18 protein-coding genes are annotated in these 21,585 nt (G+C 55.5%); 12 read left to right on the forward strand and 6 right to left on the reverse strand.

Annotated elements, in window-relative coordinates; translation table 11 throughout:
* Positions 1-117: 117 nt before the first annotated feature.
* Positions 118-1,932 carry a glycoside hydrolase family 15 protein gene (locus tag EHV07_RS07140; protein WP_147196434.1) on the reverse strand — a complete coding sequence of 605 codons (1,815 nt, stop codon included), beginning with the start codon at positions 1,930-1,932 and terminating at the stop codon, positions 118-120.
* Positions 1,933-2,085: 153 nt separating this feature from the next.
* Here EHV07_RS07140 and EHV07_RS07145 point away from each other — a divergent pair, with 153 nt between their 5' ends.
* The gene (locus EHV07_RS07145) at positions 2,086-2,862 is read left to right on the forward strand and encodes an SDR family oxidoreductase (protein WP_147196436.1); all 777 of its coding nucleotides are present in this window, start codon (positions 2,086-2,088) and stop codon (positions 2,860-2,862) included.
* Between the two features lie 85 nt (positions 2,863-2,947).
* Here EHV07_RS07145 and EHV07_RS07150 read toward each other — a convergent pair whose 3' ends face one another.
* Positions 2,948-3,517 carry a DedA family protein gene (locus EHV07_RS07150; RefSeq protein ID WP_147196438.1) on the reverse strand — a complete coding sequence of 190 codons (570 nt, stop codon included), beginning with the start codon at positions 3,515-3,517 and terminating at the stop codon, positions 2,948-2,950.
* 215 nt (positions 3,518-3,732) lie between these two features.
* On the opposite strand from EHV07_RS07150, the gene EHV07_RS07155 reads away from it, so the two are divergent.
* The 3 genes from EHV07_RS07155 (at position 3,733) to EHV07_RS07165 (ending at position 7,979) form a co-directional block, all read left to right on the forward strand.
* Complete coding sequence (locus EHV07_RS07155) at positions 3,733-4,320, forward strand: Yip1 family protein (protein ID WP_147196440.1); 588 nt, start codon at positions 3,733-3,735, stop codon at positions 4,318-4,320.
* A gap of 179 nt (positions 4,321-4,499) precedes the next feature.
* On the forward strand, positions 4,500-5,444 hold the full coding sequence (pbpG, locus tag EHV07_RS07160; protein ID WP_147200554.1) for a D-alanyl-D-alanine endopeptidase: 945 nt from the start codon (positions 4,500-4,502) through the stop codon (positions 5,442-5,444).
* A 99-nt stretch (positions 5,445-5,543) separates the two neighbouring features.
* Positions 5,544-7,979: a DUF3772 domain-containing protein gene (locus tag EHV07_RS07165; protein WP_147196442.1), complete on the forward strand. Its 2,436-nt coding sequence runs from the start codon at positions 5,544-5,546 to the stop codon at positions 7,977-7,979.
* Positions 7,980-8,102: 123 nt separating this feature from the next.
* Here EHV07_RS07165 and dld read toward each other — a convergent pair whose 3' ends face one another.
* Positions 8,103-9,833 (reverse strand): D-lactate dehydrogenase, encoded by a 1,731-nt coding sequence (dld, locus tag EHV07_RS07170; RefSeq protein WP_147196443.1) that lies wholly within the window; start codon positions 9,831-9,833, stop codon positions 8,103-8,105.
* 191 nt (positions 9,834-10,024) lie between these two features.
* Here dld and bglX point away from each other — a divergent pair, with 191 nt between their 5' ends.
* From bglX to idi, 4 genes are all read left to right on the forward strand, one after another.
* Positions 10,025-12,316, forward strand: coding sequence for a beta-glucosidase BglX (gene bglX, locus EHV07_RS07175; RefSeq protein ID WP_147196445.1), 2,292 nt, complete (start codon positions 10,025-10,027; stop codon positions 12,314-12,316).
* A gap of 81 nt (positions 12,317-12,397) precedes the next feature.
* A complete protein-coding gene (locus EHV07_RS07180) occupies positions 12,398-13,270 on the forward strand; it encodes an oxygenase MpaB family protein (protein WP_147196447.1) in 873 nt (290 codons plus the stop codon).
* 92 nt (positions 13,271-13,362) lie between these two features.
* A complete protein-coding gene (locus EHV07_RS07185; protein WP_147196449.1) occupies positions 13,363-14,472 on the forward strand; it encodes a suppressor of fused domain protein in 1,110 nt (369 codons plus the stop codon).
* 91 nt (positions 14,473-14,563) lie between these two features.
* Positions 14,564-15,106, forward strand: a complete 543-nt coding sequence (idi, locus tag EHV07_RS07190) for an isopentenyl-diphosphate Delta-isomerase (RefSeq protein WP_147196451.1) — start codon at positions 14,564-14,566, stop codon at positions 15,104-15,106.
* Between the two features lie 59 nt (positions 15,107-15,165).
* On the opposite strand, the gene EHV07_RS07195 is transcribed toward idi, so the two are convergent.
* Entirely contained in the window at positions 15,166-16,644 is a 1,479-nt protein-coding gene (locus tag EHV07_RS07195; RefSeq protein ID WP_147196453.1) for an MFS transporter, read from the reverse strand.
* A 227-nt stretch (positions 16,645-16,871) separates the two neighbouring features.
* On the opposite strand from EHV07_RS07195, the gene EHV07_RS07200 reads away from it, so the two are divergent.
* The 4 genes from EHV07_RS07200 to EHV07_RS07215 are packed head-to-tail and all read left to right on the forward strand — an operon-like array spanning position 16,872 to position 20,611.
* Positions 16,872-17,762 carry an ABC transporter substrate-binding protein gene (locus EHV07_RS07200; protein ID WP_371419682.1) on the forward strand — a complete coding sequence of 297 codons (891 nt, stop codon included), beginning with the start codon at positions 16,872-16,874 and terminating at the stop codon, positions 17,760-17,762.
* Between the two features lie 35 nt (positions 17,763-17,797).
* Entirely contained in the window at positions 17,798-18,955 is a 1,158-nt protein-coding gene (locus EHV07_RS07205) for an ABC transporter permease (RefSeq protein ID WP_147196457.1), read from the forward strand.
* Positions 18,952-19,884, forward strand: coding sequence for an ABC transporter ATP-binding protein (locus EHV07_RS07210; RefSeq protein ID WP_147196459.1), 933 nt, complete (start codon positions 18,952-18,954; stop codon positions 19,882-19,884). Before EHV07_RS07205 ends, EHV07_RS07210 begins: the two co-directional genes overlap by 4 nt.
* Before the next feature lies 1 nt (position 19,885).
* Complete coding sequence (locus EHV07_RS07215; RefSeq protein WP_147196461.1) at positions 19,886-20,611, forward strand: ABC transporter permease; 726 nt, start codon at positions 19,886-19,888, stop codon at positions 20,609-20,611.
* On the opposite strand, the gene EHV07_RS07220 is transcribed toward EHV07_RS07215, so the two are convergent.
* Both EHV07_RS07220 and EHV07_RS07225 read right to left on the reverse strand, forming a co-directional pair.
* Positions 20,598-20,702, reverse strand: a complete 105-nt coding sequence (locus tag EHV07_RS07220) for a protein YohO (protein ID WP_147196463.1) — start codon at positions 20,700-20,702, stop codon at positions 20,598-20,600. The two genes, EHV07_RS07215 and EHV07_RS07220, sit on opposite strands and share 14 nt — an antisense overlap.
* A 102-nt stretch (positions 20,703-20,804) precedes the next feature.
* Entirely contained in the window at positions 20,805-21,533 is a 729-nt protein-coding gene (locus EHV07_RS07225) for a MerR family transcriptional regulator (RefSeq protein ID WP_147196465.1), read from the reverse strand.
* Positions 21,534-21,585 lie beyond the last annotated feature (52 nt).

A 21,585-nucleotide genomic window follows, 5' to 3' on the forward strand; every position in this document is an offset into this window, starting at 1 on the left:
TGTGACCGGCTGCACATTATATGGGCATAATCGCTCAGGAAGAAACCCGCTTTTGTTACATCTGAGCTAACTTTACGCAGAATTTTAGCCTGCGCGATGATAACGTCCAGTTTGGCCTCAGGGTTGCCATAAAGGATCGTCGCCGTTGAGCTTGCGATTGAGGAAAAAAGCCGCACTGATTAACGCCAGATGGCTAAGCGCCTGCGGGGTGTTGCCGAGCGCAAAGCCCTGATGATCGAACTCTTCCGCATACAATCCCAGCGGATTGGCGTAGTTCAACAGCTTTTCAAATTCGAAATGCGCCTCGTAAACCCGCCCCGCGCGAGCCAGACATTCAACGTACCAGAACGAACAGGCTGTGAAAGCCCCTTCGTTGCCCTGCAAGCCGTCAGCCGGCGTTTCTTCAATGTTGTAGCGCCGCACCAGCCCGTCGTTAACCAGTTTCTCTTTAATGGTATCCAGCGTCGACAGCCAGTCGGGATCGGTCGCGCCGACAAACCGCACCAGCGGCATCAGCAGCATGGAGGCATCCACAAAACTGCCGTTTTTTGTCGCAACAAAATGCCCCTGTTCTTCATTCCAGAAATTGTTCCAGATATCCTCACGGATTTCGTCCCTGACGCGGCACCAACGATCGTAAGGGAAGGAGAGCGAACGTTTTTCGCCCAACCGAATCGCCCTGTCCATGGCCACCCAGCACATCAGCCGGGAATGCAGAAAATGCTGCGGTTCGCCGCGCATTTCCCAAATACCGGCATCGGGCTGATTCCAGCACTCGCCAACGTGGTCGATCATTTTACTGACGTGCGCCCAGCCACGATGTGAAATCGCTTCGCCATATTTATTCGCCAGATAAACCGCATCCATTAACTCGCCGTAGATATCCAGCTGCGACTGGTTCCAGGCATCGTTACCGATACGCACCGGCGTGGAATTGGCATAGCCGGACAGATTCAGTAATTCGCTTTCATGCAGTTCGGTGCCGCTGTCCAGCCGATACATGACCTGTAATTTTTCCACGTCGTTATGGCTGTTTTCAACGCAGCGACCTACCCACTGGGTGAAGCTGTGCGCTTCTTCCACATAGCCCAGCCGCATGAGCGCGTACATGCTGAACGACGCATCACGTAGCCAGGAGGCGCGATAGTCCCAGTTCCGTTCGCCGCCCAACTCTTCCGGCAGACCAAACGTTGCGGCGGCGGCAATTGACCCATGCTTCCAGGAGGTCAGAAGCTTGAGGGTCAGCGCGGAACGATTGACCATCTCCTGCCAGCGACCGTGATAGGTGCTCTTTGCAGACCAGTGCCGCCAGTATTGCAATGTTTCCTGAAAACAGATTTCTGTATGCTCTTCGGTGACGTTTTCATCTTCCACGCTGCCCAGAACAAATTCACGGTGTTCACCCGTTTTCAGGGTGAAGGTGGCCGTGGCGGCATTTTCTCCCACGATGAAATCAGCCTTGCCCGTTAAGCACAGCGTCGGCTCTCCTTCCGCACTGAACAGCACTTTATTCTCTTGCAGGCTGGCAACAGTAGTGGCGCGTGCATAGTCATGAACCGGTGCGCAGCGCAGATGAAAGGTGGCTTCTCCCTGCACCACTTTTACCCGCCGGATAATGCGTGGTTGAGTATCTTCCCGCTGGCAGAGCGGCATATAGTCCGTGATCTCCGCCACGCCCTGGCGATCCAGCCAGCGCGTTTGCAGGATATTGGTATCAGGCAGATATAATTGCAGGCGTCGCGCCTCAGGCCAGTCCGGCGCAATGCTAAACAGACCCGCTTCATCGCCGTCAAGCAAGGCGGTAAAGACCGACGGACTGTCGAGATTCGGCCAGCAAAAATAGTCAATAGCCCCATCATTGGCAATCAGCGCACAGGTACGCAGATCGCCAATGACGCCATGGTCTTCGATTTTTCTTTTTATCTCGCTCATTCCCTTCCTCGTCTGATGGTGCGGGGCTGTTACGGTTAACTATAGCTACCGCATCAGCGAACCGGGTCAGGGAAGCGCAAGGAAGTGTAAACGGCCCGGAAATATCCTCTTCTATACTTTGAACGGGCTGACACCGACATCGAGGAGAGAGACATGAGTACATCTGAGAATAAAGTGGCCGTTATCACCGCTTCCGATTCCGGCATTGGTAAAGCCAGCGCCATCATGCTGGCCGAACAGGGCTTCGATATTGGCATTACCTGGCGTTCTGATGAAGAGGGCGCTCAGGATACGGCGGAGCAGGTTCGTGCGCTGGGCCGGAAAGCGGAGATCGAGCGGCTCGATTTGGCCGATCCTGAAGAGGGCGGTCGTTCACTTGAGGCATTAATTAAAAAATTAGGACGTATTGATGTGCTGGTGAATAACGCCGGTGCGAACTTCAAAGGGGATTTTCTTGAAACCCGCTTTGAAGACTGGCGTAAGGTTTTTACTGTCGACGTCGATGGCGCTTTTATCTGTGGGCAGATTGCCGCACGGCATATGGTCGATCGGGGAGAAGGCGGCAGAATTATTAATATTACCTCGGTGCATGAGCATACGCCGCTGCCCGGTTCGGTTTCCTATACTGCGGCGAAACATGCACTGGGAGGTTTGACGAAGGCGATGGCACTCAGCCTGATCCCGCATAAAATTTTGGTAAATTCTGTGGCGCCAGGCGCTATCGCGACGCCGATGAATGACATGAGCGATGATGACGCTAACAACGTCAACATCCCGGAAATCCCGGCAGGGCGGCCTGGCGATCCGCGTGAAATTGCCAGCATGGTAGGCTGGCTTTGCTCAGAATGGTCAAGCTATACCACCGGGCAGTCTTTTGTGATTGACGGCGGTTTTACGCTGGCAAACCCGCAATATTTCATTCAGTCGTAAAAGCAGGACTCAGGCTGCCACCCGCCTTTTATCCATCAGGTGCAAGGCGGGTGCGGCTTGATGAAAAATAATGAAAAGCTTGTTTTCAGTCATTTTCCCGTGCTGAGCGGCGCTTGAACCAAATCCGCACGCCCCAGACCAGCACCAGAATCAGCACCACCCAGAAAATCTGCTTGAGATGGCGATCCAGTGCATGCAGCCACGGCGCAATAACCTGTCCGCCGACATAGCCTAAAGAGACAAAAATCAGCGCCCACAGAACGGCACCGATCACGTTTAGCAGCATAAACTTGTGCGGTTTTAACCGGCTGGCACCAATGATAATTGGCCCGACAATCCTCAGGCCATACATAAACCTGACGCCAATCACAAACAGCACCGGACGCTTGCGGATCAGCCGGTTGGCTTTGGCGATTTGTGTCTGATGCTTTTTAAAGCGTTTAAGAATAGTGTCGCCATAGTAGCGACCAAGGAAAAACAGTGCGGTATCGCCCAGAATCCCGCCCAGCATTGCTACCACGACCACCCAGCCATAATGCAACAGTCCTTCATGTGCAGCGACGCCACCCAGCAAGGTGAACGTTTCCCCTTCGGCAATGCAGCCAAAAAACAGCGCCAGGTAACCGTATTGTGAGATGAGGTGATTAACATCCATATGTGTGAACTCCTGCGGTTGTTGCGCTAAAACCCCTAAGTCTAACCGCTCTGGCTTAAAGCGGGTCAAAAGAGGGCAATTTCGCTATTTTTTTTCGTAACAAACTGAAGCGCTTACCGGAAACCTGCGCTGGGTAAAAAATAAACAGTTCATCATCACTTATACTTCAGCATGTCGCCAACCCGGGCGACTCGCTAAGGCTGAGGAGAGAAGATATGAACCACGTTTGGGGACTTCTTGCGCATCCTGACCGGGAGATGCGTGATATCAAGCAAGAGAACGAAACCGTCTCGCATCACTATACCCACCATGTTCTGTTAATGGCGCTTATACCTGTGGTCTGTGCATTTATTGGCACAACGCAGCTTGGCTGGGATTTTGGCGCTCAGCGAACCGTTCAGCTTTCGATGGTGAGTGGCGTTGGCCTGGCTATTCTGTTTTACGCCCTGATCCTGGCGGGCGTTGCGGTAATGGGCAGGGTGATTTACTGGATGGCGCGCGACTATCCACAGCGTCCCAGCCTTCAGCGTTGTACCGTCTTTGCTGGCTATGTTGCGACACCGCTATTTTTAAGCGGGCTGGTTGCGCTCTACCCACTGGTTTGGCTGTGTCTGTTCGTCGGCACAATGGCGCTGGTTTACACCGGTTATTTGCTCTACGTCGGTATTCCCATGTTCCTCAATATCGATCGTGAAGAGAGCCTGCGTTTTTCTGGCTCCACGCTGGCGATTGGCATCCTGGTTTTGGAAGTATTGATGGCACTCACTGTTGTGCTGTGGGGCTACGGCTATCGGCTTTTCTAGCTTCATTCGCCGCCGGGTTCCCGGCGGCGTTCTGGTAACGCCCGGAAACGAATATCCTGTAGGCGAAAAGTTAAATTTCATCGTATGATGCGCTTGCCAGCCCCCGTGAGGCCTGCTGTTTGCGGTGGCGGCGTGTGGCATTGCCATACCTGAATCACTACCCGCTTAAGTTTTTAACGATGCCTGCAAAAATCCGCTTGTCTCTTCTGAGTTTAGCTCTGCTTTTTTCTGGTCAGGCTCTTCTGCATCAGGCCGTCGCCAGCCCACGTCTGGCGGAAGTCGCCCCAGCAGCGCCACAGATTGCTTCTGGCAGTGCCATGGTTGTCGATCTCAATAACAACAAAGTGATCTATGCCAGTCATCCTGACCTGGTCAGACCCATGGCTTCCATTACTAAATTAATGACGGTAATGGTGACGCTGGATGCCCATCTGCCGATGGACGAAATGCTTAACGTCGACATCAGCCACACGCCTGAAATGCGCGGCGTCTTTTCCCGCGTCCGGCTGAACAGCGAAATCAGTCGTAAAAACATGATGCTGCTGGCACTCATGTCATCGGAAAATCGTGCGGCTGCCAGCCTGGCACATCATTATCCTGGCGGCTACGATGCGTTTATTCGCGCGATGAACGCCAAAGCACGTGCCCTGGGCATGACGCATACGCATTATGTCGAGCCAACCGGCTTGTCGATCCAGAACGTCTCTACCGCACGTGATTTGACCAAACTACTGATGGCAACCCGAAGCTATCCGCTGATTGGACAACTGAGCACGACGCATGAAGAGATGGCCAGTTTTACCAGCCCAAATTACACGCTGCCGTTCCGCAACACTAACCATCTGGTCTACCGCCCGGACTGGAGCATTCAGCTGACCAAAACCGGCTTTACCAACGAGGCGGGCCACTGCCTGGTGATGCGTACCGTGATTAATCAGCGTCCGGTTGCGCTGGTGGTAATGGACGCCTTTGGCAAATATACCCATTTTGCTGATGCTAACCGTCTGCGCACCTGGATGGAAACGGGGAAAGTTTCACCGGTTCCGGCTGCGGCACTGAGCTATAAAAAGCAGAAAGCGGCAGAAGTGGTCAGTAACGACGGTCGCTCGGAAGCCGTCGAATAGTCAGGAAATCCTCTAGTGTCGGACCAGACAAAAGCTTAGACTGAGGCAAGCTTTTCTTGCTCTGGCTGGTCCGGCCTTGTTTGATATCTGGAAATTTTCATGTCTACATTATTCACCTTTATTCGCGTCTGTTTGCTGACACTGCTGGTTTTTTCGCCGGTCATGGTGCAGGCAGCAGACGATCAAACCAGCGAGCAAAGCAGCGAGGCACCGGCTAAAATCAATGCCGCTGTTGAACTGCCTAAAATGCAGAAAGTGCTGGATAAAATTAAGCAGCAGGTCTCCGGCGAAACCAACGACAGCAAGCTGAACGCGCTGAACGATTTGGCGCTGGAGCTTTCCAGCGATGCCGACACCTTAGTTCAGAGCATCACGCCGCAGCGTGCGCAGCTACAGGCGCAGCTGGCGGTTCTTGGCCCGGCGCCAAAAGCAGAAAGCGGCGTGAAAGAGACCGCAGAAGTCACCAGCAAGCGTAAAAATCTGGAAAGCCAGAAAAGCAAAATGGATGACCAGATCAAACAGGCTGAGGCGATCAAAAGCAGCGCCATCAATCTCTCCTCGCAAATTGTTAATCTGCGCCGTGATGCGCTAAAAACCCAGCTGGCGCTGAATGCCGGCAGTATTTTTGGCCCGCGCTTCTGGTCGCCGCTGTTTAATACCCAAAGCGATGACAATAACAAAGTCCATGACTTTATCGGCGAGCTGGCCGATACCGCGGCGCTTTCCTGGCAGCCGGGCTGGCGTTTTGGCACGGCTTTCTGGATCGTACTGGCTGGCCTGGTGGCAACCTTTGGACGTCGCTACTCCGAGGAGTTTTTGGCGTGGGTAGGCATTCATCTTCTGCCAGAAGGGCGCCTGCGTCGTAGCTTCCTTGCGGCGGCCATTGCCATGACCACGCTGGTGGCGATCGTGCTCTCATTTAACTTCCTCGATCTGGCCTTTACCCGCCATGATGAGGTGACGGACGACGTGCGGGATTTTGCCGATAAACTGGTCAGTCTGAGTATTTTGTGTGGCCTGATCGCCGGCCTTGGCCGGGCGTTTCTCTCAACCCGGCGGCCTTCCTGGCGCCTGCCAACCATCTCCAACGAAGTGGCACTGGCGTTAAAACCTTTTCCTCCGCTGACGGCCGGACTGGTCTTTGTTTTCCAGGCGCTGGAAAACCTGAACAGCAGCGCCAATACCAGCGTCGGCACCACGGTGTTAGCCAACGGTATTACTGCACTCCTGATTGGGGCAACCGCGCTTTCTATCAGCTTCCGTACCAATCGTGTTCGTCGGCGTATGGTACTGGAGGGTTCCCAGCCGGAAGCGAAATCGACGCTGGTGGGCCTGATTCAAATGGCGATCACGCTGATTGGCGTCGCCATTATGGTTACGCTGGTGATTGGCTATGTCACCTTTGCCCGATTCCTGAGCTATGAGCTGATCTGGATGGGCATTGTTTTTGGCTCTTTCTACATCCTCAGTCATCTGGTGACGGACGGCTGCGAAAGCCTGTTTTCCACCAGCAACGCCAGCGGCAAGGGCATTCAGCGCTCGTTAAATATCGACGAACGTCATCTCAGCCAGGTAGCGGTGCTGCTGGGGGCGCTCGGTAAAACGATACTGGTGCTGGCGGCAGCCATGGCGTTACTGAACGGCACTTTCGGCAGCGCTACGCCGATTGAGCTGGTACAAAAAGCCATTGAGTTCTGGGGTGGAAAAGGGCTGGAGTCGCTGAATATTGTTCCGGCGCACGTGCTCAACGCGCTGCTGTGTCTGATTGTCGGCATCTATGTGCTGCGTTCGGTGAAGCGCTGGCTGGATCAGGATTTCCTGCCAAAAACCACCATGGATACCGGTATGCGCGTCTCGCTGATCACGCTGTTCAGCAACGTGGGTTATGTGCTGGTCTTCCTGCTGGCCCTGTCGATCATGGGGCTGCAATGGAACAAGCTGGCGTGGATCGTCAGTGCGCTGTCGGTAGGTATCGGTTTTGGCTTGCAGGAGATCGTAAAGAACTTTATTTCCGGTTTGATCCTGCTAACCGAACGTCCGGTTAAGGTCGGCGATTTGGTGAGCATCAGCGGCATTGAGGGTGATATCCGTCGTATTAACGTGCGCGCCACCGAAATTCAGCTGGGCGACAAATCAACGGTAATCGTCCCTAACTCGCAGTTTATCTCGCAGAACGTGCGTAACGCGACGATGGGCAATGCGCAGGGCGTGGTAACGATCACGCTGACTTTCCCGCTGGACATCGATCCGGTGCTGGTTCGTCAGCTGCTGCTTGATGTTTACATTGATAATGAGCGCATTCTGGAAATGCCAGAGCCATCGGTCTCATTTAAAGATCTCACTTCGGCAGGTATCGTACTGGCTGTCACCGGCAACGTCGCCAGCCCGCGTCAGGTTTCCGGCGCAAAAAGCGATCTGCTGTTCGATATCCTGACTCGCCTGCGCAAAGAGGGCGTCGTGCTGTCGACACCGCAAACCATGATTGTGGAACAGCGTAACGGGCAGAAGGTGGTGGTGCAGGACGGCGAGATTTAATCGTTTAGCCGCCGGTGTGGATGCTTTGGTGATGCGCCGCAAAACGGCGCTGCCGAATGAGCACCTGAAAGCAAAAAACCCGCTTAATGGCGGGTTTTTTGCGCTAAAGGCCAGGGCAATTTCTCATTTTTCCTGCTTGCCGCAGCTGCATTCCAGCCAGTTTTTTGCCTTGGTGGTTTTGCCGATACCGGGATTGAAACTGTTGGTCGGATCGAGCTGTCGATAGAAATCCTTCAGCTGGGGTTTGGCGACATATAAATGCCCAACGTTATGTTCGGCCGGATATTCCGCGCCGCGTTCTGCCAAAATCGCCAGCATCTTCTCTTTCAGCGCATGGACATCCACGCCTTTTTTCACAATGTAATCCTGATGGAAGACATGGCAGAAAAAGTGGCCGTAATAGAGGCGATGTACCAGCGCATCGTCAAACTCTGCGGGCAGTTGCTCAAACCAGTCGCGATCGTTACGGCGCAAGGCGATATCCAGCGCCAGAATATCCTCCACGTCCTGATGATGTACGGCATGATAACGAACGGCAGCGCCCGCTGCGGCAAAGCGATGCAGAAACGCTTTTGTCCCTTCTTCCGGCGTACATTCGAAAAATTCGCCGTCCGCCTGCTGAAAATAGCGGGTCAGATAGTCACGCGCTTCGGCCACCCCAGCACCGGACATCTTCAGCATCAGATGATGCTCAAAACGATCGCGGTACTGTTTCAGCCGCGGCGGAAGATGAGAAGGAAGTACATTACTCACCTTTTGCAGCAGGCGATCGATCAGGTTCGGTTTGATAAACGAAACGCGGCGCAACAGCGCATCGGCACGGCCTTTGAGCGTGAAAAACAGCGGCATCTTGTCGGTGCCGAGTTTATCGATCATCACAAAGGTATCTTTACCGTAGGTTTCGGCAATATCGAAAATATCGCGATGCAGATATTCTCCCGCAACCGGCAACTCTTTAAATTCGCTAAGAATATGGCGGCGCAGTTCGTCCAGCACCGCAGTTTGGTTGGTGCCGATATAAAAGACCTGCTGGGCAGGCTCTACGGGAAAGGTATCCAACCGCACGGCAAACACCGCCAGTTTGCCCGCGCAGCCGGACGCTTCAAACAGCCGGCGGGGATCGGCGTTAAAACGCGAAGGGGTGTCGGCCTGTACATCACGCACGCGCTGCGCATAGTCGTGATCGGAGGCGTGGCGATTATCGTATTTCACATCGGCTGGCCGCCAGTTCTCGTCGTCGAGACGGCCAAGGATCTGTTCAGGCGTGCTGCCAAGGTCGATGCCCAGATGATTAACCAGCGTCAGTTTGCCGTTAGCATCGAGCTGGGCATACAGCGCCATTTCACTAAAGGCCGGGCCACGCTTAATCAGCGAACCGCCTGAATTATTACAAATGCCGCCCAGCACCGATGCGCCAATGCAGGACGATCCGATCACCGAGTGGGGTTCTCGCCCCAGAGGCTTAAGGATTTTCTCCAGCTGATAAAGCGTGCTACCGGGGAAGGCCAATATCTGCTTCCCCTCGTCCAGCAGCTGGATTTTGTCCATTCTCAGCGTGCTGATAATCACAATGTCGCGGTCGTAATCGTTGCCGTCTGGCGTCGATCCCTCGGTCAGGCCGGTATTGGCTGCCTGCATTAATACAATGACGTCGGCCGCCACGCAGGCGGTAAGGATGCGCCACTGCTCCAGCAGCGTACCGGGGAAGACCACCGCCAGCGCGTCGCCGGAGCCTGAGCGAAAACCTTTGCGGTAGCGTTCAGTCTGGCTGGGATCGGTAAGAAGATGGTTGCGCCCGACGATGCGGGCCAGTTCGTTGACCAGCGTTTTGCTGGCCGGGGAGGTTGTTTGCATGTCCTTTGTCCTGTTTTTTCGCACGACATAACTTTAGCACCGCTTAACAACGATGCGGTGTGCCAGCGTCAGCGTATTCAACCGCACCGGTTGAAAACTACCTGCTATCCTCAACTTATGGCACACTGACTGCCCTGAGATTTTTTCGTGATAAATCCTTGCCCTGCCGTTACCTGAGAGAAACCAACACGATGAAATGGATTTGCTCTGTTAGCTTTGCTGCCGCCATTCTGCTGCAGCCTGCCTTCGCGGAAAACGCGGCCCATCCTTTAACGCCAGCAGCCCGCGACGCTTATGTCACCGCTTTGCTGAAAAAAATGACGCTCGACGAAAAAATCGGTCAGCTGCGCTTAATCAGCGTTGGGCCGGATAATCCGAAAGAAGCGATCCGCGAGATGATTGCCCACGAGCAGGTTGGCGCGATTTTTAATACGGTCACGCGGCAGGATATCCGCGCTATGCAGGACCAGGTCATGCAACTCAGCCGCCTTAAAATTCCGCTGTTTTTTGCTTATGACGTGGTTCACGGTCAGCGCACCGTCTTCCCCATCCCGTTAGGGCTGGCGGCCAGCTGGGATCTGAATGCCGTGGCGGAAGTGGGGCGGATTTCCGCCTACGAAGCGGCGGACGATGGGTTGAATATGACCTGGGCGCCGATGGTCGACGTCACGCGTGAGCCGCGCTGGGGACGGGTATCAGAAGGTTTTGGTGAAGATACTTATCTGACCTCGGAACTGGGCCGTACGCTGGTGGCGTCAATGCAGGGCAAAAGTCCGGCAGACCGTTATTCCGTGATGACCAGCGTCAAGCATTTCGCGGCCTATGGTGCCGTGGAAGGCGGCCGGGACTACAACACGGTCGATATGAGCCCGCAGCGGCTGGCACAGGACTATTTACCGCCCTATAAGGCCGCGCTGGATGCCGGTAGCGGCGGCGTGATGGTCGCGCTCAACTCCCTGAACGGCGTTCCGGCAACGGCGGACAGCTGGCTGCTGAAAGATTTACTGCGCGACCAGTGGAAATTTAAAGGGATTACCATCAGCGATCATGGTGCCATCAAAGAGTTGATGAATCACGGCGTTGCCAGCGATCCCGAGGACGCGGTGCGCATTGCTATCAAGTCCGGCGTCAACATGAGCATGAGCGACGAGTACTACAGCAAATATCTGCCGAATTTGGTGAAAAGCGGCGCGGTCAGCGAAAAAGAGATCGACGATGCCACGCGTCACGTGCTGAACGTCAAATATGATATGGGCTTGTTTAACGATCCTTACAGCCATCTTGGCCCGGCAAATAGCGACCCGGCGGATACCAACGCGGAAAGCCGCTTACATCGTGCAGAAGCTCGTGACGTCGCGCGTAAAAGTATTGTGCTGCTGAAAAACCGTCTGGAGACGCTGCCGCTGAAAAAATCCGGCACCATTGCGTTGATCGGTCCTCTGGCCGACAGCCAGCGCGACATTATGGGCAGCTGGTCAGGTGCAGGCGTAGCGGGTCAGTCCGTTACCCTGTTGCAGGGGATGAAAAATGCGACGGCGGATAAGGCGACCATTCTGTATGCCAAAGGCGCAAATGCAACCGACAACAAAGGCGTGCAGGACTTCCTGAACCTGTATGAAAAAGCGGTCACCGTCGATTCCCGCACGCCGCAGCAGATGCTGGATGAAGCGGTCGAAACGGCGAAAAAAGCCGATGTGGTTGTCGCCGTCGTCGGGGAAGCGCAGGGCATGGCGCATGAAGCGTCCAGCCGCAGCGAACTGACTATTCCGGCCTCGCAGCAGGCATTAATTGCCGCACTCAAAGCCACCGGTAAACCGCTGGTATTGGTTCTGATGAACGGCCGCCCGCTGACGCTGGTTAAAGAGGATCAGCAGGCCGATGCGCTGCTGGAAACCTGGTTTAGCGGTACCGAAGGCGGTAATGCGATTGCCGACGTGCTGTTTGGCGACTACAACCCGTCGGGCAAGCTGCCGATGTCGTTCCCGCGCTCTGTGGGTCAGATCCCGATTTACTATAATCATCTGAATACCGGCCGTCCTTACAATGCCAGCAAGCCAAACAAATATACGTCGCACTATTACGATGCAGCCAATGGTCCACTGTTCCCGTTTGGCTATGGATTGAGCTATACCACCTTTAACGTGTCGCCTGTCAGCTTGTCGGCTAAAACCCTGCCGCGGAACGGCACAATTAACGCCAGCATCACGCTGACCAATACCGGCAGCCGTGATGGCGCAACGGTGGTGCAGATGTATCTGCACGACCAAACGGCGAGCATCAGCCGCCCGGTTAAAGAGCTGAAAGGCTTTAAACGGGTTATGCTGAAAGCGGGCGAGTCGCAAACCGTGACTTTCCCTGTTGATGTGAACGCGTTGAAATTCTGGAATGCGAAAATGCAGCAGGTTGCCGAGCCGGGCAAATTCAGTGTGATGATTGGGCTGGATTCGGCGCGCACCAGCGAGGCAGAGTTTAGTTATCAGTAAAGCCGCTGGCCTGACAGGCTAACGATTTCAGGGGCGTTAATTCGCCCCTTTTTTACGCCATAATTTTTATCGGAAACCGCTATGCTCTCGTTTCGGGATAAAGTTCAACAGCAGGTCTTTCGCCTCAACGGTTTGGCGATGAGTGATTTCGACCTCTCCCAGCCGCCAGGCGATCCAGGATTGTATGGGCCGGACAGCGTCATCTGGCGGGTTCATGGCGATTTTTCGTCAATGCTCTGTGGTGGGATCGCTGCATTGCTGATGCAGATGCTGCATCCACTGGCGCTGGCTGGCGTCTGGGATCATTCCACTTTTCGCGACGATATGATGGGAAGACTGCGGCGTACCAGCCAGTTTATTGCCGTCACCACTTTCGGTAACACCGCCGATGCCTGGACGCTCATTGAGCGGGTTAAGCAGATCCATTTGCGGGTGAAAGGCGTGGACGCGCAGGGCAAAGCCTATGCCGCCAGCGATCCAGCGCTACTCACCTGGGTTCACGTTGCCGAAACCAGCCGTTTTCTCGCCGCTCACCTGCGTTATAAAAATCCCTCTTTGAGCCTGGAAGATCAGGATCGCTACTACGCGGAAGCGGCGCTAGTGGCTGAAGCGCTGGGTGCCGAAAATGTGCCAAAAACGACGCGCGGCGTGGCGATTTATCTCCAGGCGATGCAGCCACAGCTGCGCTGCGATGAACGCACCAAAGAAGTCCTTGCCCTGTTATTAAATTCTCCTGCACCGAGCTGGCAGGCTCGTCCGGCGATGAAAACGATGATGATGGCCGGTATTGAACTGTTGCCGCCCTGGGCGCAGCAGCAGTTCGGCTTTCGTTTTTCAGGCTATACGCGTCAGCCAATCCGCTGGCGAATGCAATTGCTGGCGGGTGCGCTGCGCTGGTGTATCCGGCGCGGCGCTTATTCACGGGCGATGGCGCGTATGGGCCGGGAACTTTGAGACTCTTTCCCTTGCCCTGACGTGGCACAACAGGAGATCCTGCTCTACTCTCGGAGGAAACAGGAACCCTCCACACCCAGCGTCGAGGCTCTATGACACAGTCGTATCGGATTGCTGAAGTTACCAATCAGCAACAAACGCTTATCGCAACGGTTGAACAGGATGAGCGTGCCGCCTATTTCTATATTCGCCCAGCGGAATCTTTTCGCGGTGAGTTCGCTGTGCGCGGCTGCTGGCTGAGAAATCTGCTGCCCGCGCCCGCGCAGGAAGACAACGAAGCGATGGCTCAGGGCAGGGTGCCGTTGCTCAGCGCCGAGTTCTGCCGCACGTTAGAAGCCGAACCGATGCTGGTACCTGCTGGTTTACAGGTTATTTGGGAGCCGAGCGACGATGGCGCGGCGCTGTGGTATCAGGGGCAGCTGCTGGCCGTCATTCCTGGCTGGAGCTTGTATCAGCAAAAACAGGTTAGCTTCTCGGCGGGCTGCATCAGGGAAAACCGCCTGACCGCGCCGTTGGGTTCAGCCTCGACCAACGACTATTACGCCCGTGCCGAGAAGCATCGTCATTTCTGGCGTGACTGGCACGATGGGCATCTTTGGGAGCCAATGCAGCGCGATTTGCTGAAATGCTATGAAGCGCAGTATGGCGAATCGCTAAAGTATTACGCTATCGATCAGGGCAACTGGCCGCCGATGGCCATCTCGCAGCACTACCATCAGGGCAGCTGGTACTTTCTGACGCTGGGCATGAGTATTCGTCCGATGCCCTGGGTCGACTACCTTTATGACGATCTGGCTGCACAATACCGACGTGTTGAGCTGGCAATGGCCATCGACGCTGAAGTAATGACCGAGGAAAACGCGGTACAGATGGCAAGTGCGCTCGCCAGCTTCGCCCATTTTCCCTGGGCGCGGCTCAGCTGGCTGGGAGAAGGGCACACGCTGCAATCTTCCGTAGCGCCGGTAGGTTTTGAGGGATTTATTCTCTCTCACGCGCTGGCACGGGAAGAGAATCGGTTCGCGCTGCCAAAGCGTGAAGGCGACAAGGTGAACCTGCTGTGGGCATCGCCAGTCACCACCGCAGAGCGTGAATTTGCTGAGGCGGACGACAAAGGCGGACTTGAGCTGATCGATCGCCTGCTGGATTACGGCGCGGGGCATATTTTCCGGCCACGCCAGCAGATCGTTGAACCGGCAAAATAATTGCCGGTACTGTCATAATTCCGCACGATTTTGTGCAGCCATCCTGACTGAAGATATGCCACAATTATCGGAGTTTCCTGAAGGAGTGTGCATGTCTGCAATTGAAGTCATTCTGGTCGATCGTCACGACCGTCCTGTCGGCAGAATGGAAAAGCTGGAAGTTCATCAAAAAGGGTTGCTGCATCGTGCGGTAACGGTGTATGTCTTCAATTCCCGTCATCAACTGTTACTCCAGCAGCGCGCCAGCGGCAAGTATCACTGTGGCGGGCTGTGGAGTAATACGACCTGCGGACATCCTCTGCCGGACGAAAGCACGCAGGATGCCGCCGAACGTCGGCTTTTTGAAGAGATGGGGCTACGCCTGACGCTGCATCCAGCTTTTGAACTCAGCTACAACCTGCCGCTCAGCAATGGGCTGATCGAACACGAATATGGGCACGTCTGGTTTGCCTTCAGCGATGCCTTACCCCAGCCCAACCCGGACGAAGCGGACGACTGGCGCTATGCGTCACTGGCTGAGATCCAGCAAGAGATGCAGCAGCATCCCGAACGGTTTACGCCCTGGTTCCTGTTGACCTTTGCGCGCGTTCAGCCGGCCTTTGCGCGTTTTTTAGCGCATCAGCAGGCTGGGTAGTTATCCGACTCCGTCACGCCTCTCTGGCAACCCCCCCTGAAAGGATGCGTTGCCAACCATCACTGCTTCTGCGTAGCAAAATCTTCCGCATCCACGTCGTAACCGGAAGGCTCCCAGCGTACGGCCATCAGCGCAATTAATCCTGCCAGCGGAGCCAGGCCAATCACCCAAAACACATTGGTGCCCAGCGTGGCGGAAAGCAGTGGGAACAGGAACAGGGAAGCGGTGGAACTGCCGCGCATCAGCGTCTGGTTAAAGCCAACGCCCACGCCGCGCAGCGAGGTTGGGTAGCTTAACGAGGCGAAAGTCATGGTATGCGAACCTGGCCCAAAACCCTGGCCAAACAGAAATAGCGCCAGCATGGCGATGGAGACGGCGGCCTGGCCACCGTCATCCGGTCGGCCAATCAGCGCCAGGCCGATCAGCGCAATAAACTGGCATAAGTAGCCCAGCACGGTCATCTTCCATGCCCCGAAGCGCGGCACCAGACGCACAGCAAGCATGCCGCCGACGAAAGCAAACAGCAGGTTAAGCGCCAGCGAAACTAAAATGGTGGTCAGCATGGATTGTGCGAGGAAGCTGGAGATAATCACCGGCAGACCGAAAGCGACGGCGTTATAAGCGAAAGCGGAAGCAATCGCCGTCACGGTGGCGAGCAGGGTGCGGCGAAGATAGACGCCTTTTAGCAGCTCGCCATAGTTGCGCCAGCTGGCACGGCGGGCAGGCGTGGCTGGGGTTAAATCGGCATCCTTTGCTACGTGCGCATTAATGCCATAAGAGTGCCGGAGAATGGCGGCAGCACCGTGCAGATCGCCCTGATTAGCCGCCCAGACCGGCGACTCGCTCATATAACGGCTGCGGATAGCGATGATCAGCAAGGCGGGAACCGCACCGAAGCCTAAAATAATTCGCCACAGCCAGCCCGCCTGCGCCTCGGGCAGCACCGAGTAAAAAAACAGTACCAGCAGATAGGAAACCGAAATGGCGGCATACCAGGTCGGACACCACATCGCAATGCTGGCCGCTTTATTTCCCCGGCCTTTCAGCTTTGAGAACTCGGCTAAGAAGGCCATGGCGACAGGGAGATCGATACCCACGCCCAGTCCCATCACAAAACGTGCAGCGGTCAGCACGTACTCATTGGGTGCCAGCGCACAGGCAAGCGCCGCCACAACAAAGAAGAACATATCGGCCATAAACACGCGGTAACGGCCAATTTTATCGGTGAGATAGCCGCCGATCAGCGCGCCGACAATGGCACCAAAAGCGATCGCCGAAGCCACCATTCCCGCGCCCGCAGGAGAAAGTCCAAATTCGCGCGTCACGTCTTTCATGCCGAAGGCGAGCGCACCTAAATCGTAGGCATCCAGAAAAACGCCGCCGAGCGCAATACCAATAACAATCCGTGCATTACTTCTGGCCTGCGTGCTGGTGTTTACCAGATGCGAGACGTCCGCCGCGCGGCGGATAGCGACAGCTTCGCCAGTGGCGATATTCCCTGCCGTGGCGATATGCGCCGAAGAAATTAAGTCGGTCATGATGTTGTGTTCTGATTTATTAAAATAGTTTTTGAGAATACTCCCGCCTGTAACAGAGTTAAATTCCGGCTGGTTATAAGTTAAAACCAAATCAGCAGGAACGGGTTTTCGTCGTGACTCACCGCGTCATAATAAAGTACTAAGTGATTAATTACTGCGCTATTCTTGAAGCTGACCAGGCAAAAAGGAACCAGGAAATGGCTAAATTGACGGGAAGGGTTGCCGGCATGGCGCTGGCGGTAGCGCTGGCAATGGCGGGCAGCGCTCAGGCAGCGGAACCGGTAAAAGTGGGTTCAAAGATTGATACCGAAGGCTCGCTGTTAGGCAATATCATTCTTCAGGTGTTGGAAAAACACGGGGTGAAAACCGTTAACAAAATCCAGCTCGGCAATACCCAGGTGGTCAGAGGCGCGATTACGGCGGGAGAGCTGGATATCTACCCGGAATACACCGGCAACGGCGCGTTCTTTTTCCATGACGAACACGATCCGGCCTGGAAAAACGCGCAGGCAGGCTATGAGAAAGTAAAACAGCGGGACGAAGAAAAAAACCAGCTTATCTGGCTCACACCTGCACCGGCTAATAACAGCTGGACGATCGCCGTACGTGGCGACGTCGCGCAAAAAAATCATCTTAATTCCCTTCAGGATCTCAGCGCATATTTGAAAAATGGCGGCACCTTTAAGCTGGCGGCTTCCGCAGAGTTTATTGAGCGCGCCGATGCGCTGCCCGCTTTTCAGCAGGCATACGGCTTTAAGCTGAGTCAGGATCAGCTGCTGTCGTTGGCGGGCGGTGATACCGCGGTGACGCTGAAAGCGGCGGCGCAGCAGACCTCTGGCGTCAATGCGGCCATGGCCTATGGAACCGATGGCCCGGTAGCCGCGCTTGGCCTGCAAACGCTGAGCGATCCTAAGGGCGTGCAGCCAATTTACGCGCCTGCGCCGGTGATCCGCAGTGCGGTGCTGAAAGCGTATCCGCAGATTGGCGACTGGCTGAAGCCCGTTTTCGCCTCGCTGGATGAGAAAACGCTTCAGCAGCTCAACGCGCGCATTGCCGTAGAAGGGATGGATGCTAAGAAAGTCGCGGCGGACTACCTCCGGCAGCAAAAATTGCTGTAACGCGGCAACCACCAGCCTGAGCCGTCGGGGAAATTTTGCGCCTCACTATTCATAATCGCGTTGTACTGACGCTGGCACTTCTGCTGCTTCTCGCGGCCGGATTGCCGCTGCTTAACTGGGCGCCGAATCGCCTGGTCTCCGGGCAGCCGCTGTTCGTGCCGCAATTGCTGGAGGGAAATGGGCTGCTGCTGCTGTTCCCGGCCGGATTGCTGATAGCGCTGGTTTTTCTGCCTCAGAGCAGAGTCAGCCTCGGGCTGATGCTGATATGCAGTGAACTGTTGTTGATGGCGCTGCTTATCACCAGCGGCCGTGAAGCGGGTTTGCTGGCGCAGCGGGGCAGTGAGCTGGCGAGAACCTCATTTGGCAGCGGTTTCTGGCTATCCATCGCGCTGAGCCTGTTAATTGCTGCCGAGGCGATTTCTCACCTGACTTCACACGCACTGTGGCGGCTGCTGCTTAATGGACAAATCTGGCTACCGGTCATCGTTATCATTGCCAGCGGCCAGCTCGATCAGCTGGCACTATTGAAAGAGTATGCCAACCGCCAGGAAGTGTTCGATCAGGCGCTGAGTCGTCATTTACTGCTGCTGTTCGGTACGCTGCTGCCAACGCTGCTTATCGGACTGCCGCTCGGCTGGTGCTGCTATCGCTTTCAGGCCGTTCAGTCTGCGGTTTTTCCCGTCCTGAATATCATCCAGACCGTCCCTTCCGTGGCGCTGTTTGGCCTGCTGATTGCACCGTTAAGCGGGCTTGCGCGACAATTTCCCTGGCTTAAAACGCTGGGCGTCAGCGGGATTGGGGTGGCACCGGCGCTCATTGCACTGGTGCTTTACGCGCTGTTGCCGCTGGTGCGAAGCGTGGTGGCCGGGTTGCAAAATGTGCCGCGTGAGGTGACGGAAACCGCCTGGGGAATGGGGATGACGCGCAGCCAGATTTTTTGGCAAGCCGAAATGCCGCTGGCGCTGCCGGTGATGCTGGCAGGATTACGGGTTCTTACCGTGCAAACAATGGGCATGGCGGTGGTGGCCGCGCTGATCGGCGCGGGCGGATTCGGTGCGATTATTTTTCAGGGCTTGTTCAGCAGCGCGCTGGAACTGGTGCTGCTGGGCGTCATTCCTGTTGTGGCAATGGCGGTGATTGCCGATGGCTTATTTAAATTCGTTATTACCGCGGTGGAGGCGGCTCGCCCATGATTACCTTTGACCGGGTCAGCAAATATTTTTCGCATAAGGCTGCGGTCAGTGAACTGACGCTGCATATCGCCAAAGGCGAGTTTACGGTGCTGATTGGCACTTCCGGCTCGGGCAAATCCACCACGCTGAAAATGATCAACCGGCTGATTCCCCATGACGAAGGCTCTATTCAGGTGGCGGGAGAGGATATTCGCCGGATCAATCCTCAGACGCTGCGCCGCCGGATGGGCTATGCCATTCAGTCGACGGGCCTGTTTCCTCACTGGACGGTAGAGAAAAATATCGCCACGGTGCCAAATCTGCTGAAATGGCCGCCGCAACAGATTCGGCAGCGCGTCAGTGAACTGCTGGCGCTGCTGCATCTGGATGAATCGCTACGTCAGCGTTATCCGCATCAGCTTTCTGGCGGTCAGCAGCAGCGTGTTGGCGTGGCGCGGGCGCTGGCAGCCGATCCCGAAATACTGCTGATGGACGAACCTTTTGGCGCGCTGGATCCGGTTACGCGTGCGGCATTACAGCAGGAAATTACGCGTATTCACCAGATCTCTGGCCGAACGATTGTACTGGTGACGCACGACGTTGACGAGGCGCTGACGCTGGCCGATCGGCTGGTGTTAATGGATCAGGGGAAAATCGTGCAGCAGGGCACGCCGCTACAGCTGCTGACGCAGCCAGCCAGTGAGTTTGTGCGGGATTTCTTCGGGCGCAGCGAGCTGGGCATCCGGCTTTTATCGCTTGATAACGCGGGTTCAGCGGCGCGGCGCGGCGAATGGCTTCAGGAGGAGGCGATTGTCGAAACCACCACGCTACGTGAAGCACTGTCACAGTTTATTGCGCGGCGAACCGATCGTCTGGCGGTGATAGATGTTAAACACCAGCCGCTTGGCGTCTTGCATTTTGCCGATCTTATCCGGCCACGGAGAGACTAAGATGCGGTTATTACGCGATCCTCTAATATGGCTGATCCTGTTTTTTATCGCTTTTGTGACGCTGTTGCCGCTGAGCGGCCCGCTTTTTGCCAGTGGGTTTCCCGAGCTGGAAAGGCCGGTCTATCAGCAGGACAGTTTTTGGCAGCTAACGCTGGCGCATATTGAACTGGTGGCGCTTTCCGGCACGATTGCCGTTGTGGCAGGGATGGGATGCGGAATAGCGGTGACGCGGCCAGCGGGGAAAGCCTTTCGATCCACGGTAGAAACGCTGGTCGCGGCGGGACAGACGTTTCCACCGGTTGCGGTGCTTGCTGTCGCCGTTCCACTTATCGGATTTGGTAAAGAGCCGGCGGTGATTGCGCTGGTGCTTTATGGGCTGTTGCCGATCCTCCAGGGCACTCTCGCCGGGATAACCGCCGTTCCGGCCAGCGTCCGTGAGATCGCAGAAGGCGCTGGAATGACACCCTGGCAGGTGTTATTGAGGGTGGAATTGCCGCTGGCCGCACCGGTGATTATTGCTGGCATTCGCACCTCAACAATCGTGAATATCGGCACGGCGGCAATAGCCTCAACGGTGGGCGCGAAAACGCTTGGCTCACCGGTGATTATTGGCCTGAGCGGGTTTAACACCGCCTGGATTATACAGGGAGCTTGCCTGATGGCGCTGCTGGCGGTGATTACCGATCGCCTGTTTGAGCGCCTGTTAAGGCAGTTCAGGAACGAATAAGGATGGTGTATCCGGTTAACATCACGCCGCCAATACCGCCCAGCGCCATCATCAGAAAGATGCAGACCACCCCAATTTTTTGCCAGTTCATGCCGTCGCTCGTTTGCAAATAAAGGAAGACGCGAAGTATAACGTTTTTCGCCCCTCAGGGTTAAGCCTTTGCTGGCTTTTATAACGGCATAAACGGAGGAAATCAGCTCAGGTGCGTGACTAAAAACCCCTGCTCCTGCCAGTGCGACATCTGTTCCTGCTGGCGGCGAGTCAGCGGTTTACCGGTAAAGATAAACAGCTGCTGTCCGGGAAACAGTTCAGGGCGAGGCAGCTCCAGCGGTTCGGCCAGCACGTCCATACGCCATCCCTGCTGCGACAGCCGCCAGGCTTCCAGCCAGATTCGGGTGCGGTCATCTGTTCCCCAGCCAATAATCAGCGCGTCTTTACCGGCTTTTTTTCTGCTGCCGGTCAGACAGAAGGCGACATAATCAATCAGGATGCCGTCCAGCAGGCTACACATCGCTCTTGCCGTGTTCTGATCCAGGCCCAACCGCTGTCTGATCGGAATAAATACGTGATCGATAAGCGCATCGGCGGGATGCTCCCGCCCGGTGGAAGCCACCTTCGCCCGGAGTTTGGAGGGTTTTACGTGGCGCAAAACCGTCATCATCTCTTCCTGAAGCGTTACCCAGCCATCATGAATATTGACGTTTTCGCCTTCCAGCAGCGCTTTTACTTTCCCTACAGGAACGCCGCTTTCAATCCAGCGCTTAATCTCTTCAATGCGCTGAATGTCCTCATCGTCGAACTGACGATGTCCGCCTTCGGTACGCGCGGGTTTCAGCAAGCCGTAGCGACGCTGCCATGCCCGAAGCGTGACCGGATTAATCCTGCATCGTTCAGCAACATCACCAATACTGTATAATGTCATTCATACCCTCAGACCTTATTCCACTCCCTTAACCGTATCGAACTCTTTATTG

The sequence above is a fragment of the Pantoea sp. CCBC3-3-1 genome, assembly GCF_007981265.1.
Lineage (GTDB): Bacteria > Pseudomonadota > Gammaproteobacteria > Enterobacterales > Enterobacteriaceae > Erwinia.